This window comes from Bacillus suaedaesalsae, from assembly GCF_016890225.1.
GTDB lineage: Bacteria > Bacillota > Bacilli > Bacillales > SA4 > Bacillus_BS > Bacillus_BS suaedaesalsae.
This window is the reverse complement of sequence record NZ_JAFELM010000039.1, coordinates 14,088-31,912: the sequence shown is the minus strand read 5'-3', so window position 1 is coordinate 31,912 and position 17,825 is coordinate 14,088. Positions and strand designations below refer to the sequence as shown.

Below are 17,825 nucleotides of genomic sequence, written 5' to 3'. Positions count from 1 at the left end.
TTTTAACAGTATAGGCTTATTTCACTCTTTAAAAACCTCGTTTCCTAAATAAAGATTTTCTTCCAATTGCTTCCTTTAATTCATTCCCGTTTATCCCTTTAAGTAAGAGTAAGAGTCCAACATAAACAATTAGTCCAGCTATGCTCGAAATCGTAATATATGACAGTGATAAAAACCTACTCCAATCTTTAAAATCAATAAATGATGTAGGGACCCCGATTAAAAGTCCTGTTAGTATAGATGATACGATGAAAATGTAAATTCTCTTATGGTAAAGTTGTAAATTTATTTCTTTCTTAATGAAGTAGGAATTAACAAATGTAATAAGAATGTAAACAAATAAGGTAGAAAGTGCTGCACCCATAATACCTATGTAATTGACTAGAAAAATGTTAAGAATGATTTTGCATACAAATGCAATGAGAATAATATATGCTGCATGCTTGGCTTTCCCAAGTCCTTGAAGTACCCCAGTACTTAAAACGGCTAAAGAAGTAAATACGGAACTAAAACATACAACAGCCAAGACATCACTTCCTTGAAGGTCAAGGAAAAGGGCTAGATTTATTGGAACCGAGAGTGACAATAAACCGAAAGCGATAGGCCAAGAAATAAGATGTGTTAAGGTATAAGAACGTTCAATTGCATTTTTGGAGCTTTGTAAGTCATTACTCGCTATACTCATCCCAATTAGAGGGATGAGAGGTATGATGATTGAGCTTGAGAATACTGTAGCAATTTGAACAAGAGATAGACCTCTTCCATATATTCCGAATAAATGAGTTACTTGACCTTGATGGATATTCCAACTTTTCAAAGCTAAAGGAACTGAAATCGAATCTGCAAGATTAAGAAGTGCCATTGAAATAGAACCAATGGCAATAGGTACTGAAATTATTAAGATTTGTTTGCTTGTTTGGAGGAATGTTCTTTTTTCATAATGTGATACTTTTGGAATTGATGTTCTTTTTGTAAATAGATGTCTTAAATAGAATAACGATATCATTGCACCAATTGAGGAACCAATCATGATACCACCGGAAACATGTTCTGCAGCAAAGCCTTGTCGTACTGTGAAATAAGCTATTATGAGAATAAGAAATACACGAGTTAACTGTTCAAGTACTTGAGAGATTGCTGTCGGCTGCATGTCTCCATATCCTTGAAAGTAACCTCTGTAAACAGCCATGTATGGGGCTATTAAGAGAGTTATGGATACTATAATGATAGATAGTCTTGTGTTTTGTCCACCTAGAACTTCAGCGAGTATGTTTGAAAATAATAGTATAAAAAGAAAACTAGTTACACCGAACAAAACTGATAGGATGCTAGCTGATTTGAAAATATCATGTACTTTTTGATTTTCATTTTTTGCAAGTGCATCTGATATTAATTTGGATATAGCTATTGGTATACCGGCAACTGATAATATGAGAGCTACCATGTAAAGTGGATAAACCAACGTAAAGATTCCTAATACCTCATCCCCGGCAAGGTTTTGGAGGGGGATTCGGAATGCACTTCCAACTATTTTAGAAATGAGTGTGGCAACAGTTAATATTAAAGTACCTTTTAATAATCGTTTACTCATTTTTTCTTGTTACCTTTTCTCGAATTACTTCATATGCAAATTTAGGTAAAGCTACCATTCTTTTTGCGCGAGATGGTTGCTTCATTAATCGATATAACCATTCAAGATTTAACTTTTGCCATACTAAAGGAGCTCTTTTTATCGTTCCAGAAAGAACATCAAAGCTTCCACCAACCCCCATAAATATGCCCTTATCAAATTTATGAAAATGATAAGAAATCCATTTTTCTTGTCTAGGCATTCCGAGTGCAACAAAAATAAAATCCGGTTGTCGCTTTATAATTTCGTTAGGAATGGATGGATCGTTCCAGTCAAAATAACCATTGTGTGATCCAACAATTTTAACGTTAGGGTATTGTGTTTCTATTGTATGTATGGCGCCTTTCAGAATTTCCTCCATGGCACCAAGCAAGTAAATACTATAGTTATGTTTATTGGCCAATTCTAGAAAACGAATCATCGTATCATATCCGGCCACTCTTTCAGGAAGCGGGTCGCCCAAAATTTCAGAGGCTTTAACAATTCCGATTCCATCAGGGGTTACATAAGTAGCCTTTATTAGAAGATCTTTATAATAGGAATCCTCTTTTGCCTTCATTACTATTTCAGGATTAGCTGTAATAATTTGTATTTTTTCGTTTTTCTCTACGTGTTCATTAATTGTTTCCACAAATTGGTCCATTGTAATATGTAAAAATGGAACTCCGAATATCATAACTTTTTTTAAGTCCATTGTATAAACTCCTCATTAGAAAAATGTTAAAATTCCCCTATTAATATAACACAGGGGAAAGCACGTTAAAAAGTAAGTGCTTTCCCCATTATATTTGACTTATGTTTATATATTTAATGCCCTAACTAAAAAAGCTGCTAACTCGGCACGTGTAATCTTATTATTTGGCTTGTAGGTTCCATCTGGATAACCACCTGTAACTCCTGCCTTTTTTAGACTATTTACACCACTAAATCCATAGTATTCTGGTTTAACATCTCTAAACGAAGGTTCATCTGTTGGTGGAAATTGGAAACCACGGACGAAAAACTGTGCAGCATCGCCACGAGTAATTGGAGCATTCGGGTAAAAATAGCCATTTGGAAAACCTGAAGCAATTTTTTGTTCAAATGCAGATTGAATATATCCTGATGCAAAAGAACTTGGAGATACATCAATGAAACTAGTTTCACGAGTTCCCCCTGTAAGGCCAATGGCATTCCCGATCATAGATAATGCTTCCGCTCTAGTTATATATTCATTTGGGCGAAATGTTCCATCAGGATAACCGTTTACGATATGTTTTTCTCTCAAAGATTTAACATCATTAGCGAACCAATCTGTTGCCTTTACATCCTTAAAAGTATTACTGCTAGTAGGTTCTGATACTATTGGCATTTGAACCAAACCGTAGCCGTAATATATATCTTTTCCAGTCTGACCTAAATCCTTTGCACTTTCTCTAAGCATACCTCTAATATCTACATTTGTTTTAGACGGATAAGCTTCTTTGTATAATGCAAGAACCCCTGCAACATAAGGACTAGCCATTGAAGTACCACTACTATATATATATTTGTTATCTAAGTAGGGACTATAAATTTGATCACCTGGAGCAACAAATTCTAAGGAGACTCCATACATCGTGAAGCTTGTTAGTTTATTATGAATGTCGGTAGCTCCCACTGCTATGACAGAACTATATCTTGCAGGGTATTGAACATTGTCTTTTTCAGGTAATTGGGGAGAATCTGTATTTCCGGATGCTCCAACGATTAAAATCCCTTTACTATATGCTTTGTCTAAAATCGATTTCAACGCAGAAGAGCCATTAGGGCTCCCCAAGCTCATATTAATAATGTCAATATTATTGTTGATTGCCCATTCAATTCCGGCAATGATGCTAGAATGACTACCTTCGCCATTCTTATCTAATACTTTAACGGCAAAGATTTCTGCGCCAGGAGCAACTCCATTCGTCCCGTAATTATTATCTAATGCGGCAATAATTCCTGCTACATGTGTTCCATGTCCATTCAAATCATCATAACTTGGTTCAGTTGAGATAAATGAAATGCCATTTTGAATCTTTAGGTCTTTGTGTTCTGTATCTATACCTGTATCTAAAACAGCTATTTTAACGCCTTTTCCAGTTAAATTTGTGGCTTTATAGTTTTCAGGCTTAATCTTGTCCATTCCCCAATCGGTTACTTGTGAATCAAGAGTAATCGAAAGGTCTTGTTCAACCTTCTCGACTAATGGATGGCTATTAAGAACTTCAATTGATGAAGAAGGTACATCTGCTGATATAGCATTAATACTATTAAAAGTATCTATTATTGTTCCGCCTACATCCTGAATAATTTGAGGTTCAATTTCATCTGTGAATGTGATAATAGCTGGGAAGGAATGATTTGGCTCAGCTGCATGAATTGCTAGTGGATTTATAACTATTAGTAGATGAAACATGCATATTATCATTTTTTTCAAATGAATCACTCCCTAATTAATGAGCTCAGAGGTGATGGTTGCAAGTAAAAGCTCTGTATAGTGGAGTATATCAAATCATTCTTAGCTAGTGTATGGCAATGTTTGCATATCTTTTTAACTCTTATACAGCTATGAATATTCTTATTTTGAATAAAAAAAACCTCATACTGAAACTATAAAGGATACAAATAATTATAAGGAATGAGAGTATGGAAGAGATTTTCTTAACGCATAGATTAATTAGGAAAGATAATGGGCATATACTTGTAGTTTATATAAATAATAACTCCACTGAGGTTTCAACGGAATTTGGTTTAAAAACGAAAGAAGGAATTGAAAATTTAAGAGAGTATGTTAGTGACTATATTTACAAACACCTTCCAAATAAGAAGATTATTGGAGTAAATATCATGTTAGGGTCTCTTCTTTTTGCTTCCTTACCCTATCATAAAGCAAAGGCCCATGAAGTCGATTTCAATATGACATATTTATATTATGGAAGTACTAACACCTTTATAAGTAATGTTGAAAAAGCGAAAGGGAATCTTAACACGGTTTCACCAAGTTATTTTGATTTAAATTCAAATGGTTCCCTGCAATTAACCTATCAAGTGGATTCTAAATTCATTAATGATATGCATGCAAAAGGGATAAAGGTTGTACCCTTTATAAGTAACCACTGGGATCGTGAGTTGGGGAGGACTGCATTAAATAATAGAGAACAGTTAGCGCAGCAAATTGCAGATGCAATTATCATCCACAACCTAGATGGTGTGAATGTTGACATAGAAAATGTAACAGATGTTGATCGGCAGCAATACACAGATTTCGTCCGATTATTACGCTCGAAAATCCCAAAAGATAGAACAATATCGGTAGCGGTTTCAGCAAATCCGAATGGTTGGACGAAAGGATGGCACGGTTCCTATGATTATAAGATGCTTGCTAATTATTCTGATTATTTGGTAATTATGGCATATGATGAAAGTTATTCAGGTGGCCCAGAAGGTCCTGTTGCCAGCTTGCCTTGGGTAGAAAAATCAGTCCAATATGCACTTAATCAAGGGGTACCAGATAATAAAATTGTTTTGGGCATACCCTTTTTTGGTAGATACTGGATTGAAGGGAAATCATATGGTGGTTATGGTATCTCGCAAGTACAGGTAAAAAAAATGTTGGATACATATGGCGGAAAAGTAATTTTTGACGAGAAGTATAAATCTCCTAAAGCAACAATAACTATTGATAGTACTGACTCGACTATGGTAGTAGGAGGTAGAACATTGGGTCCGGGTACGTATCATGTTTGGTATGAGAATAATGATTCTATTCAGGCTAAGGTTGATCTTATACACAAATATAACCTAAAAGGAACGGGCAGTTGGAGCTTAGGACAGGAAGATACAGCGGTTTGGAATGAATATGGAATATGGTTATCAGGACATTATGGAGAGATGCAAGGACCGAATGATATAGTTGGACATTGGGCAGAAGAGGATATCAAAGTTATTTATGAAAAAGGGTGGATGAAAGGGAAAACCCTTACTGGTTTTTTTCCAGATGACCCTCTAACTAGAGCAGAGGCAGCAGTCATTTTAGTACGTGCATTAAGTTTAGAACCAAAATCTACAATAGGAAATTCTTTTAGTGATGTATCAACCACTTATTGGGCAAAAAAGGAGATTGAAATTGCTAGTCAACATGGATTATTTGTAGGAGAAGAACTTGGAAAGTTTAAACCGGGAGAGGAGTTAACAAGGGAACAGATGGCTGTTGTATTGAGAAGAGCTCTTAATTTAAATGAGGAAAAGGTAGCAATTTCTCCATTTAAAGACATAGTTAATACAAGGTGGTCATACAATGATATCGCGACAATGAACAAAAATGGAATCTTTTCAGGCTTTAATGATGGAACATTTCGTCCCATTGAAGGCATTACAAGAGCTCAGATGGCTGCACTTTTAAATAGAATAACTGGTTACTTGCCTTCCCAATAATTTTAATTAATAACGAAGAATATAATTATTCATAATAATATAACTTTTTAATCATCTAATTCGTCAAATTATGGAATATAATTCTCTGGAAAAATTACTGTGCTTCATGTTATCATATTGTGTTATAATCCTTTGGTAAGCTTTCATACTAATGGATAATAATGATTGTCCAATTGTATCTTAATAGGAGGGTCTATATGATTTACTTGACCTGTATTATCTGTCTTATCATTTCATTTATCATAACGCCTTTTATAAAAAAATTAGCCTTTAAAATTGGAGCTACAGACCAACCCAATAATCGAAAAGTACATCAAAAGATTATGCCACGACTTGGTGGTTTAGCTATTTATATAAGCTTTATAGTAGGGATCTTAATATTACGTCCAGAAGGTTCACTTTTGCTTCCTATCCTATTAGGAAGTTTGGTTATGGTGATTACAGGTATTCTAGACGACATAAAGGACCTACCAGCGAAGGTTAAGTTAATTGGCCAGGTAATTGCGGCAATTATTGTTGTTACGGGAGGGATTCAAGTTGAATATATTAACCTACCATTTGATGGGAGACTTGAGTTTGGTATTTTCAGTATCCCTTTGACAATCATTTGGATTGTAGGTGTAACTAATGCAATCAACTTAATTGATGGATTAGATGGTCTTGCTGCTGGGGTCTCGTCTATCGCACTTATCTCCGTTTCTATCATGGCAATCATTATGGGTAATTTATTTGTTGCCAGCTTAGGTTTTATTCTTTTATTTAGCACATTGGGATTCTTGTATTATAACTTTCACCCAGCTAAAATCTTTATGGGTGATACCGGTGCATTATTTCTTGGATATATGATATCAGTCCTATCTTTATTAGGTTTTAAAAATGTAACATTTATTTCCCTAATAGTACCAATTATTATATTGGGGGTTCCTATTTCTGATACGTTTTTTGCTATTATTAGACGTTTCGTCAATAAGCAGCCAATATCTGCCCCCGATAAATCACACTTACACCATTGCTTACTAAAAGTGGGATATAGTCATAGAAAGACGGTTCTTGTGATTTATGGAATCAGTGCATTATTTGGTATTGTTGCTATTCTACTCTCTAAAACAACTATGTGGGAATCGTTCCTAGTTATCCTGGTGTTAATGCTAGCTATTGAAATCACAGTTGAAAAGATTGGACTAATAGGTAATGACTACCGGCCGATTATGAAAATTGTTAAAGGTATTCAAAATATGACAATGAAATTATAGGTAAAAAAGAGTTATTTCCAACTGGAAATAACTCTTTTTTTGCTTTATATCAGGATAATTTTAGGAGATTATGAATGATTAATATAGTAAACACATTAAAACAAGCCTTTAAGGAATATAGGTTATTGATTAGATGATATAAGGGAATAATAGAAGAAAAACAGGAGAAATATTTATGAAACGTTATTATTTTCCATCAATCTTAACAATGGTCGCACTCATAATATTAAGTATATTTATTGGGGAAGCTCATACAAACCTATTGACAATCCCTGTAAAGGAATATAGGAAGGATATAAAAGAAACGAATTTTGATGTGATAGTAGTCGGTGGAGAACCTGAAGGCGTCGCCGCAGCTGTTGCATCTGCTAGAAATGGTGCAAAGACATTATTAATTGAAAAGAGAGACGGCCTAGGCGGAGTTATGACGTATGGAATGCTGAATTTTATTGATTTTAGCTTCGATATGAACGGGGAAATTGCGAATGCTGGGATATTTGAAGAATGGCATAAGCTTGTTGGTGGTGAGGTATCATTTGATATAAAGAGTGGAAAAGATGCTTTTCTTTACCTCATTCAAAAAGAAAAAAACATCTCATTATCCCTAACAACGGAATTAGATGGAGTAATTTTAGATAATGATGGCAAATCAGTATTAGGTGTCAAGGTTGTTGATGAAAATGGCCACCACACTTATTACGCTAAAAGATTTATAGATTCTACACAAGATGCAGAATTAGCTGTGGAAGCGGGTGTTCCTTACTTTGTTGGTGGGGAGGATATCGGTGAAAAGGAAAAGAATATGGCTGTAACACTCATGATCCATTTAAAGAATATAGATTGGGATCAAATTAAAGAAACTGCAAAAAAGAAAACATTTGGAGAAGCCGAAGTTACTAGTTCCGTAGCATGGGGATTCAGTACACTTCACCATTTTTATAAACCTTCTAACCCAAATACAAGGCTAAGAGGATTGAACATTGCAAAACAAAACGATGGAACAATATACATAAATGCCTTGCAGATATTTGGTATTAATGGATTAGATGAAAAATCAAAACAATATGCAATAGATATAGGGAAGAAAGAGACTAAGAATATTGTTGATTATTTAAGAAGAGAATTTCCAGGTTTTGAAAAGGCAAAGATTTCAAGTTTTCCAAAAGAGCTATATGTGAGAGAAACCATTCATGTTAAATCCGAGTATCAATTACCCATAACAGATGTATGGGGTAATAAAGATCATTGGGACCGTATCGGTTTTGGGTCTTATCCCGTAGATGTACAGGCAACTTCGGTTAATGATTATGGCTATGTGATCACAAAGCCAACACAATACTCGATTCCATTTCGCTCATTAATTCCTTTGGGAATTGAAAATATTTTAGTTGCAAGTAAAGCATCAGGTTATTCTTCTTTGGCTGCAGGTAGTGCACGAATTATTCCAACTGGAATGACTTCTGCACAAGCCGCAGGAACAGCAGCAGCTCTATCAGTAAAAAGTGATTTATCTTTTAGGGAAATGTCGAAGAGTAAAAATATAATAAGCGAGTTACAAGCTAAACTAGTAGATCAAGGGGCAAGACTTTATCCCTTTGAATTGGAATTTCCCTACAAAGGTGAATGGTATTATACAGCTTTATCAAAATTATTAACTTACGGGCTACTAGTAGGTGGCTATGAGAACAATTTAAAGGAAAACGAGAGATTTGAAAAACAAAGTTTATTTAACATGGTCCAAGGAGGAATTAAGAGGATTAGTAACGACAGATACGAAGAAATACAACCAATTTTGGATGCAAAACGTGAAGAGCTTTCTTCGAAGGCGACAATGCGCAGAGATGAAGTGTTAGGCCTTTTTCTTGAGATACTTGGTCATTCTTCAGATGGGGATGTTTGGAGAAAGTCAAAGGAAATTGGATTAGTGGATGAGGAGATTGTTAGTAGGATTGACACGGATAGGGAAATCCTTCGTTCAGAAGGTTTTTATATGGTTTCTCACCTAATCTCCATTATTGAGGAAAAAAATAATAAATAAAGGTTGGAGAATAAATGGGTTCTACTATATCAGAGGGGAAATTTAAAAAAGTTGTAAGAGATTTTATCCTTTTTATTCTAAGAAATCTTGATTACGGAATATTTATTGCTTTGTTCATGGTCAAAGTTTATATATTTGCAAAGTATACCGGGTTAGTTTTTGTAAAGCCAACTATGATTATGGTAAGTATCGGAAGCGCTTTATTATTGTCTTTTTGGATATTACTCTTGCCTCGAACATACAAGCTGATTTTTCTTATGGTATTAAATGTATTTATTACAATTGTAGTAATTTCTGATGTTATTTACTTTAGATATTTTTATGACATAATTACCGTTCCAGTATTATTTCAGGCTGGTCAAGCATCAGATTTATGGGATAGCATTTTTAATCTCTTTAGAATAGGGGACTTATTAATTTTTGTGGACTTGCTTATTACAATCCCACTCGGAATTTACATCGTATATAAAGTAAGAAATAGTAAGGTAAGATCAAAGTTCACTCCAAGACTGGTATTATCAGCTTTAGCTTTCGTAATAGGATACATTGCCTTTACTACACCTGTTAACCATTATGTGACTCAATATGGAAAAAACTTATTTATTAATAACTGGTCAAATGTATCTGTATATAATGTTGTGGGACTATTAGGCTTTCATGCTCACGACTCATATAAGTATCTTCAAGACAATGTATTAAATAAGAAAGTGATTACGGCAGCCCAAGAAGAGTTTGTTGAAAAATGGTTTCAAAAACATCAAGAACTACAAAAACAAAAAACAGACTATTTTGGAGTAGCAAAGGATAAAAATGTATTTATCTTTCAAGCAGAAGCATTTCAAAATTTTGTAATCGGTAAAAGTGTTAATGGTCAGGAAATTACACCTAATCTTAACGATTTAATGAAAGAAAGCATGTACTTTGAGAATTTCCATCACCAAGTAGCACAGGGAAGGACATCTGATGCGGAATTTTTATCGAATGTATCACTGTATCCAGTCTCGACAGGGTCAGTTTATATCCGTTTTGCTGGAAATGAATTCAATTCCTTACCTATGGTGTTAAAAAATCATGATTACACTTCAATCGCTTTTCATTCATATGAGCCAAGTTTTTGGAATCGTTATGCAATGTATAAAAACATTGGGATAGATGAATTTGTTAGTAAAGAGGATTTTACTCCCGGAGAAGTAGTAGGATGGACCTTGGGAGATGAAGGTCTGTTATCACAGGCTATTGATAAATTGGTTAAAGTAGATGGTAACTTTTATGCCTTTGTGGTTGGGTTATCTAGTCATCATCCCTTTACGATTGCTGAAAAATATAAAACATTAAAATTAGGTTCTTATGAGGGGACAGACTTTGGTAACTATCTTCAGTCACTTCACTATGTTGATTATGCTATCGGTCAAACAATTAAAAAGTTAAAACAAGAAGGCCTCTGGAATGAGACCGTATTCGTTATTTATGGTGATCATGATAGTGGGACATTAAAGAGTACCGAAGGAATGACTGAACTGCTTGGAATTAATGAAGGTGAACTTAGTTATGCACAAATTACAAGAGAGGTACCATTGTTCATACATCTTCCAGATAATCAAGGAGCAGGTGTTTATTCTCAAGTAGGTGGACAAATAGATTTAACCCCTACGCTCATGCATTTCTTGGGAATAGAAGTTAATGGGGAATATTTTATGGGGGAGAACTTACTCAATGAAAAAAATAGGCTTACTGTATTTCGTGATCTCTCTTTTACTGATGGTGAAGTCTATTATGATTCATCACTAGATGGAATCTTTGAAAATGGTGTTTGTTATGATGTTAATCGCAATAATAAGATAGATGTAAAACAGTGTGAAAAAAAATATGAACAAGCAATGCAACAATTAGAAATCTCGGATAATGTGATTTTTGGAAACCTTATAAAAAAATAATGGTCACTTTCTTAACAGAAAAATATAAAAATAACCATTCCTTAATGAAAATAGGAATGGTTATTTTATTAGTAATTTATATTTAGGTGCTGCTTGAATTGAGAGGAAATATCTTCAACAGATTCATCTTTCAATTCATAGTAATAGATTCTATTAATATTATTGTCATAACCCTCTAATTTTAATGAATCTATGGAGTTAAGAGCTTTTGAATACGTTTGAAGTGCAATTAAGTTACCAAAGCTAAAATTAGTATTCAAATTATCCCCAATACTATCGATAACATTATCGTATTTAGATACTGATGAAATGGAGGCGCTTTTCTCAATGATTGCTGTAATCAACTGTTTTTGTCTTTCACCTCTACCAATATCACCAAGTGGATCTTTTTTCCTCATACGAACAAATGCCAAAGCTTCTTCACCATTTAAAGTTTGTACGCCTTCATATAAGGTGATAGCATTTTTTTCATCCTTACTATTCTGTTCAGAGAAAGTTTTTGGTACTTCTACAGTTACCCCGCCTAGTGCATCTATTATTTCAATAAAGGCATCGAAATTTAATTTAACATAATAATCAACAGGAACATCAAAAAGATTCTCAACTGTCTCTATAGTTAAATCAGCCCCACCTATAGCATGAGCATGGGTAATTTTATCTTTTCTTTCTTTACCTGGAATGGTTACCCTTGAGTCTCTTGGAATACTTACCATCTTAACTGTTTTCTCTGTTTTGTTGAAAGTAGCTAAAATTAAAGCATCAGATCGGCTATTTGTTTCGCCTTCACGTTCATCTACCCCAATGAATAATACTGAAAAGTTATCCTTTGCCGGATCGATCGGCGTTTCACGTTTTTCAGATTTCTCTCCACGTTCTAATGGTTTTTGAGCATCAGCTGTAGCGTTTGCTAACTTATATGTTAGATATGAGCCATATCCAGTTACAACGAGTACAATGAGTAATAAAGGAATAAGTATAAATTTTAATTTTTTACGGGACTTTTTATTTTGTTTTTTTTGTATTCTGTACGAAGTTCTGTCCATAGTTTCTCCTTTTTTGCTTTGTAAAAGGTCATTAAAGCAAATTTATATTTCTTTCTCAAGATATTCTGAAGTGCCTTGAATAATTTCACCCTGCCCATTCGTCAACTCAATCATCCACGCACAAAACGACTCTGTTCTGTTTTCTTCCACATATATCTCAAATTCCACATTCTCAGTATAATTCACGCTCTTCACTTGATACTCAGAGGACCGCAATTCATTTTCAATCTTACCAACCCATGTGTAATCCACGACTACACTCATAATCCTCATAAGCTTACGTTCAACAATTCCAGTGTGAATTATTCCTTCTGATGTAGCTTTTCCGTACGCGCGGATAAGTCCCCCGGCACCTAATTTTATGCCACCAAAGTACCTTGAAATGACAACAACTGTGCCTTTTAGCCCTTTTTTCTTTAATACTTCTAATATGGGCACACCTGCAGTACCACTTGGCTCCCCGTCATCATTTGCCTTTTGGATTTGGTCGTGCTCTCCTATTAGATAGGCTGAGCAATTATGGTTCGCATTTGCGTTTGCTTTTTTTATTCTAGAGATAAATGCTTGTGCTTCCTCTTCTGTTGTTGCACGGTCTATATAACAAATAAAACGAGATTTCTCAATAATGATCTCGTGCTCGCCATTGCCTTTTATTGTTTTGTAGCTTAGCAGCATGCTTTCCTCCCTTTCTATTTAGAGGGTGGACAGGTTGTTTTTTATGTCGAAAAAGGACATACTGTATACATTATAAATCGACATCGTTCTACCTTCAATTAATTAATTTTCCTAAAGCAGGATATATTTTCAAATCATAACCATTAGACGACATAAAAGTGCTGACAGTTACGAATATTTTGTTACAAGAATTTAAAATAAAAAGCATGGTTTATATGAAACCTTTGTCCTATAATAAGAGTACAGAGAAATGGGTACGAAGTTGCTAGTAATATTAACGTTCTTTTTGTACTGTTAATGTGGAGGAATATATACATGTCTACAAAAAAGACGAAGTTCGATAGTAAAATGCTCGATAACATCTTAGAGAAGATGATGAGTACCGTAGAAACAAGTAAAGATGAAATTTTTCGAATTGGTGAGCAGTCACGAAAGGAATTTGAATCACTTGCTGATGAGTTGAAATCGATCAAGCCTAAAGTACTCGAGACCATTGAGGAAGGCGATCGCCTAGAGGGACATGCTAAATTTGCAAGGAAAAGGCTTTCAGAGGTTAGCAAGCACTTTAAAAACTATTCGGAAGATGAAATACGTGAGGCCTATGAAAAGGCTCACAGCATTCAAATGGAGCTTACTGTCATTCGTCAAAGAGAAAAGCAACTTCGAAACAGACGCGATGAAATTGAAAGACGTTTAGTTGGTCTGCAAGAGACGATTGAACGTGCTGAGGCATTAGTTGGGCAGATTTCGGTTGTGTTAAACTATTTAGATACAGACTTGCGTGCTGTTGGGGATTTAATTGAAGATGCAAAACAAAAACAAGACTTTGGGTTACGCATTATTGAAGCACAGGAAGATGAACGTCGTCGTCTTTCACGTGAAATTCACGATGGACCTGCTCAAATGCTTGCAAATGTGATGATGAGATCTGACTTAGTAGAGCGGGTATACCGTGAACGTGGCGGAGAAGAAGCGATGGAAGAAATTCGTAGCTTACGTAAAATGGTTCGAAATGCTTTATATGAAGTTCGTCGTATTATTTACGACTTACGACCAATGGCGTTAGATGACTTAGGGTTGGTTCCAACTTTGGCAAAATACTTAGACACAATTGAGGATTATCATAAGCAAGCAGAGATAAAGTTTGTCCATTTTGGAATAGACAAGCGTTTGCCTTCGCGATTGGAAGTTGCACTGTTTAGGTTGATACAGGAAGCTGTTCAAAATGCGACCAAGCATGCAGACGCATCTGAGATATCGGTAAAATTAGAAATACAAAGAAACCAAATTATCGCAATTATTAAGGATAATGGAAAAGGCTTTGATATAGAACAAACAAAAGAAAAAAGCTTCGGTTTGATTGGAATGAGAGAACGGGTTGAGCTATTAGAGGGTCAGTTAACTGTAGACTCTAAAGTGGGTTCAGGAACGATTATTATCATTTCAGTACCGTTAAACGTATAAAGGAAAATGCTTGGGAGGGCGAAACAGATGAAGAAAACAAGAATCGTAATTATTGATGATCATCAGCTATTCCGTGAAGGCGTAAAGCGTATTTTAGATTTTGAAACGAACTTTGAAGTAGTTGCAGAAGGGGAAGATGGCTCAGAAGCACTTGCCATTGTAGAAAAGCATCAACCTGACGTTGTGATCATGGATATTAATATGCCAACATTAAATGGTGTAGAGGCAACGGCACAACTGATTGCAGAATTTCCAGATACGAAGGTTATCATCTTATCCATTCATGATGATGAGAACTATGTCACACATGCATTAAAAACTGGTGCTCAAGGTTACCTATTAAAAGAAATGGATGCAGAGCAGCTGGTGGATGCCGTAAACATCGTAGCAGAAGGCGGTTCTTACCTACATCCAAAAGTAACACATAACCTAGTGAAGGAATATCGTCGTTTAGCAACAACTGCAAATTCAAAAACATCTGGTAGAAAAGAAATTGAAATCAGACGTCCACTTCACTTGTTAACTCGTCGTGAGTGTGAAGTTCTTCAGTTACTTGCAGATGGACAAAGTAACCGTACGATTGGAGAATCACTATTCATTAGTGAAAAGACGGTTAAAAACCATGTAAGTAACATTTTAACGAAAATGAACGTAAATGACCGTACGCAGGCTGTAGTTGTGGCAATTAAGAACGGTTGGGTGGAAGTGAAATAATATTGAAATGAGAGAGCTATCAGCGAGTGCTGGTGGTTCTTTTTTTATTTTCAGTAGGTTAGTCCTATTTATTGGTAACCTATTCGGGACAATTGACTGCTTTACATTTGAGTTTTGTATAACGTATACTGTATTAAATATTAGTTCTTTATAGAGAACAACTTCAGAGAACGAAATAAATGGAAATGAGGAGACAACGTGAATGGGAAAAAGATACAGGATCTTCGAACGAAAAAAGGAATGACATTAAGTGAGCTTTCGAAAGTCTCTGGCGTATCTAAATCGTATTTAAGCTTTATTGAAAGAGGGATACAGAAAAATCCCAGTATTGATGTCATTGAGAGACTAGCGGCAGCATTGGAAGTACAACCACATGTTATCTATTCAAAGATAACGAAGCCACAACTCTCACTAAAGGAATTAGATCAGGAAGTAATCGAGCTTGCCATTGAAATGAGTAAAGCAAATATCAATAAAGAAAAGCTTAAACAATTAATCGAGATATTGAAGTAAAGAGGACTGTTAACTCATAGGAGTTAGCATTTTTTTTGGTTTGTGGTGTTCTTTATATAAAACATAATGTTCTTTATAAAAAACAAAATAATGAGATATTTGGAGGAAATAGGAGATAAATAGAGATGGTGTGTTCTTTTTAACGAAAATGAGTGAATTTGGGGGTTTTCTTTTCTTTTTTACGGGGCTATACTCAGATTGTAAAGTTCGTTAAAGAGAACAATTCGGTTCTAAATAAAGAATAAAAGGAAGTTGAAGTATATGAAAATAAAGTTTTCGAACTTCTTTCCTTCTTTCCTACATAAGAAAGCAAGGTCTCTACTAGGCAGAGGTGAGGGAGGGATACTTATTAGATACACGAGGATGAGGAGATTTAGAAGGAAAGGTAAAAAGCTACTAATACTCTTTCGGGTTTTAGCGATTTGGTATGTATCAATCCTGACGTTATCTTATGCAACATCAGATACTGGAGCTTACTTTAATGACATTGAGCGAATTAAAAACCATTTGCATGTAAGTTGGGATCCAGGAGCACCGCCTGATAATGATGAATGGGATAAGAGTTCCTTAAGCTTTGATAGCTCAGTAGTTGAAGTAAATGGTTGCGAGGTTATGACGACTATCTTTAATAGCGGAGAAACAATGTCATTCTCGACATGGAAATATTACTTGTACAAAGTTGACAACAATGGGATCCAAATTGGAGAACCGGTAGCAACCGGAAATGTACCTAATATTAGTGAAAAAAGTTGGGGAGTTATTAAAGAAAATGTAACAGAAAATGGATTATATAAATTTTTCGTAAGAAGACCTTTAGGTCACGAAGCGAAAAATAATCCAGACGAAAATGGATACACGTATATTAAAAGTGACCATAAAATTTCTGTAACATCTTGCGCTAATACTGAGCCAATTACTCCTACTCCAAGCGTTGAAGTATCGGAAGTAACAGGATTAACAGAATCACACACTCACGATTCTATTACATTAAGTTGGACATTACCAACAGGAGATAACTTCAGTCACATAAATATTTATAAAAATAATGCAGCAGCACCAATTGCAAAAGATGTAAAAGCTACAACCTTTACAGATGTAAATCTAACTTCGGATACTGAATATACTTACATTCTTAAATCTGTAGGTAAAGATGGAAGAGAATCTGAAGGGGTACAAATAAAAGTTAAAACTACGAAGTTGGAAGAGGATAAAACACCTCCAGGAGATGTTGAAGACTTAGCGCTAGATACAAAAGGTAATAGTGCGAAAGGAACAATTAGTTGGAAGAACCCAACAGACCCTGACTTTAGCAACGTAAAAGTTTACCTAGTGAACAGTGATTCCTCAGTAGTGCAATTAATAGAAGGAACTACGGATTTAACCAGTTATTCTTTGGATGAATATAAGGGAAAGATATCCACCTTCAAAGTTACAACGATAGACCGTTCTGGGAATGAATCTCCTGGTAAAACGATTCTAGTAGATTTATTAAAGTAAATAATAAGGGTGATAAAATGACTGCAAAAAAGATCTTGAAAATTACGAGTAATGTTACGACAGGAATCCTGTTTGTACTACTAATCTTTATGATTTTTCTAGTAATCTCATCAAAGGCATCCGGTGGAGAACCAAAGGTATTTGGTTACGAGTTAAAGACAGTACTTTCTGGTTCAATGGAGCCAACATTTAAAACAGGTTCAATTATTGCGATAAAACCTGTGGATGATACTAGTAAGTTGAAAAAGGATGATGTTATCACATTCCTTCAATCAGATGGAAATGTTGTTACACATAGAATTACAGATAAATTTGCACAAGGAGAACAAGTAATGTTTCAAACGAAAGGCGATAACAACGAAGATTTAGATAGTCAGCCAATTCTATCACAAAATGTAATTGGTAAATATACTGGTTTCACTATCCCATTCATTGGATATTTCATAGATTTTGCAAAATCAAGCAAAGGCACAGCGATTCTACTAATCATACCAGGAGTTTTGCTTCTAGCTTATTCGGTAGTAAGTATCATGAGTGCGTTAAGAGAGTTAGATCCTAAGAAAACAGATAGTCAAGCAGAAAAAACAGCTTAATTATGGTTGATCTCCTTATGTAAAACATAAG

Annotated in this window: 14 protein-coding genes; 9 read left to right on the top strand and 5 right to left on the bottom strand. The window is 35.0% G+C overall.

The features are described from left to right. Nucleotides 1-28: 28 nt before the first annotated feature. The 3 genes from JR050_RS15490 to JR050_RS15480 all read right to left on the bottom strand — a co-directional run bounded on the left by JR050_RS15490 (nucleotide 29) and on the right by JR050_RS15480 (nucleotide 4,064). Nucleotides 29-1,591, bottom strand: a complete 1,563-nt coding sequence (locus JR050_RS15490; RefSeq protein WP_204204430.1) for a putative polysaccharide biosynthesis protein — start codon at nucleotides 1,589-1,591, stop codon at nucleotides 29-31. Next, a complete protein-coding gene (locus JR050_RS15485; protein ID WP_204204429.1) occupies nucleotides 1,584-2,324 on the bottom strand; it encodes a WecB/TagA/CpsF family glycosyltransferase in 741 nt (246 codons plus the stop codon). Before JR050_RS15485 ends, JR050_RS15490 begins: the two co-directional genes overlap by 8 nt. 105 nt (nucleotides 2,325-2,429) lie before the next feature. Then, a complete protein-coding gene (locus JR050_RS15480) occupies nucleotides 2,430-4,064 on the bottom strand; it encodes a S8 family peptidase (protein ID WP_239454441.1) in 1,635 nt (544 codons plus the stop codon). A gap of 218 nt (nucleotides 4,065-4,282) precedes the next feature. On the opposite strand from JR050_RS15480, the gene JR050_RS15475 reads away from it, so the two are divergent. The 4 genes from JR050_RS15475 (at nucleotide 4,283) to JR050_RS15460 (ending at nucleotide 11,295) form a co-directional block, all read left to right on the top strand. Continuing rightward, on the top strand, nucleotides 4,283-6,070 hold the full coding sequence (locus tag JR050_RS15475) for a glycosyl hydrolase family 18 protein (RefSeq protein ID WP_204204427.1): 1,788 nt from the start codon (nucleotides 4,283-4,285) through the stop codon (nucleotides 6,068-6,070). 197 nt (nucleotides 6,071-6,267) lie between these two features. After that, complete coding sequence (locus JR050_RS15470; protein ID WP_204204426.1) at nucleotides 6,268-7,323, top strand: glycosyltransferase family 4 protein; 1,056 nt, start codon at nucleotides 6,268-6,270, stop codon at nucleotides 7,321-7,323. Nucleotides 7,324-7,498: 175 nt separating this feature from the next. Continuing rightward, the gene (locus JR050_RS15465; RefSeq protein WP_204204425.1) at nucleotides 7,499-9,361 is read left to right on the top strand and encodes an FAD-dependent oxidoreductase; all 1,863 of its coding nucleotides are present in this window, start codon (nucleotides 7,499-7,501) and stop codon (nucleotides 9,359-9,361) included. Between the two features lie 14 nt (nucleotides 9,362-9,375). Continuing rightward, entirely contained in the window at nucleotides 9,376-11,295 is a 1,920-nt protein-coding gene (locus JR050_RS15460) for an LTA synthase family protein (protein ID WP_204204424.1), read from the top strand. A 68-nt stretch (nucleotides 11,296-11,363) separates the two neighbouring features. Here JR050_RS15460 and JR050_RS15455 read toward each other — a convergent pair whose 3' ends face one another. Together JR050_RS15455 and JR050_RS15450 are read right to left on the bottom strand one after the other, a co-directional pair. Then, on the bottom strand, nucleotides 11,364-12,338 hold the full coding sequence (locus tag JR050_RS15455; RefSeq protein ID WP_204204423.1) for an LCP family protein: 975 nt from the start codon (nucleotides 12,336-12,338) through the stop codon (nucleotides 11,364-11,366). Nucleotides 12,339-12,380: 42 nt separating this feature from the next. Continuing rightward, nucleotides 12,381-13,013 (bottom strand): YigZ family protein, encoded by a 633-nt coding sequence (locus JR050_RS15450; protein ID WP_204204422.1) that lies wholly within the window; start codon nucleotides 13,011-13,013, stop codon nucleotides 12,381-12,383. A gap of 315 nt (nucleotides 13,014-13,328) precedes the next feature. On the opposite strand from JR050_RS15450, the gene JR050_RS15445 reads away from it, so the two are divergent. The 5 genes from JR050_RS15445 to sipW all read left to right on the top strand — a co-directional run bounded on the left by JR050_RS15445 (nucleotide 13,329) and on the right by sipW (nucleotide 17,794). Next, nucleotides 13,329-14,477, top strand: a complete 1,149-nt coding sequence (locus JR050_RS15445; protein WP_204204421.1) for a sensor histidine kinase — start codon at nucleotides 13,329-13,331, stop codon at nucleotides 14,475-14,477. 27 nt (nucleotides 14,478-14,504) lie between these two features. Beyond that, nucleotides 14,505-15,191 carry a response regulator gene (locus tag JR050_RS15440; protein ID WP_204204420.1) on the top strand — a complete coding sequence of 229 codons (687 nt, stop codon included), beginning with the start codon at nucleotides 14,505-14,507 and terminating at the stop codon, nucleotides 15,189-15,191. 198 nt (nucleotides 15,192-15,389) lie between these two features. Continuing rightward, nucleotides 15,390-15,704, top strand: coding sequence for a helix-turn-helix domain-containing protein (locus JR050_RS15435; protein ID WP_204204419.1), 315 nt, complete (start codon nucleotides 15,390-15,392; stop codon nucleotides 15,702-15,704). A 261-nt stretch (nucleotides 15,705-15,965) separates the two neighbouring features. Continuing rightward, complete coding sequence (gene tapA / locus JR050_RS15430; RefSeq protein WP_204204418.1) at nucleotides 15,966-17,201, top strand: amyloid fiber anchoring/assembly protein TapA; 1,236 nt, start codon at nucleotides 15,966-15,968, stop codon at nucleotides 17,199-17,201. 17 nt (nucleotides 17,202-17,218) lie between these two features. Further along, entirely contained in the window at nucleotides 17,219-17,794 is a 576-nt protein-coding gene (gene sipW, locus JR050_RS15425; RefSeq protein WP_204204417.1) for a signal peptidase I SipW, read from the top strand. Nucleotides 17,795-17,825 lie beyond the last annotated feature (31 nt).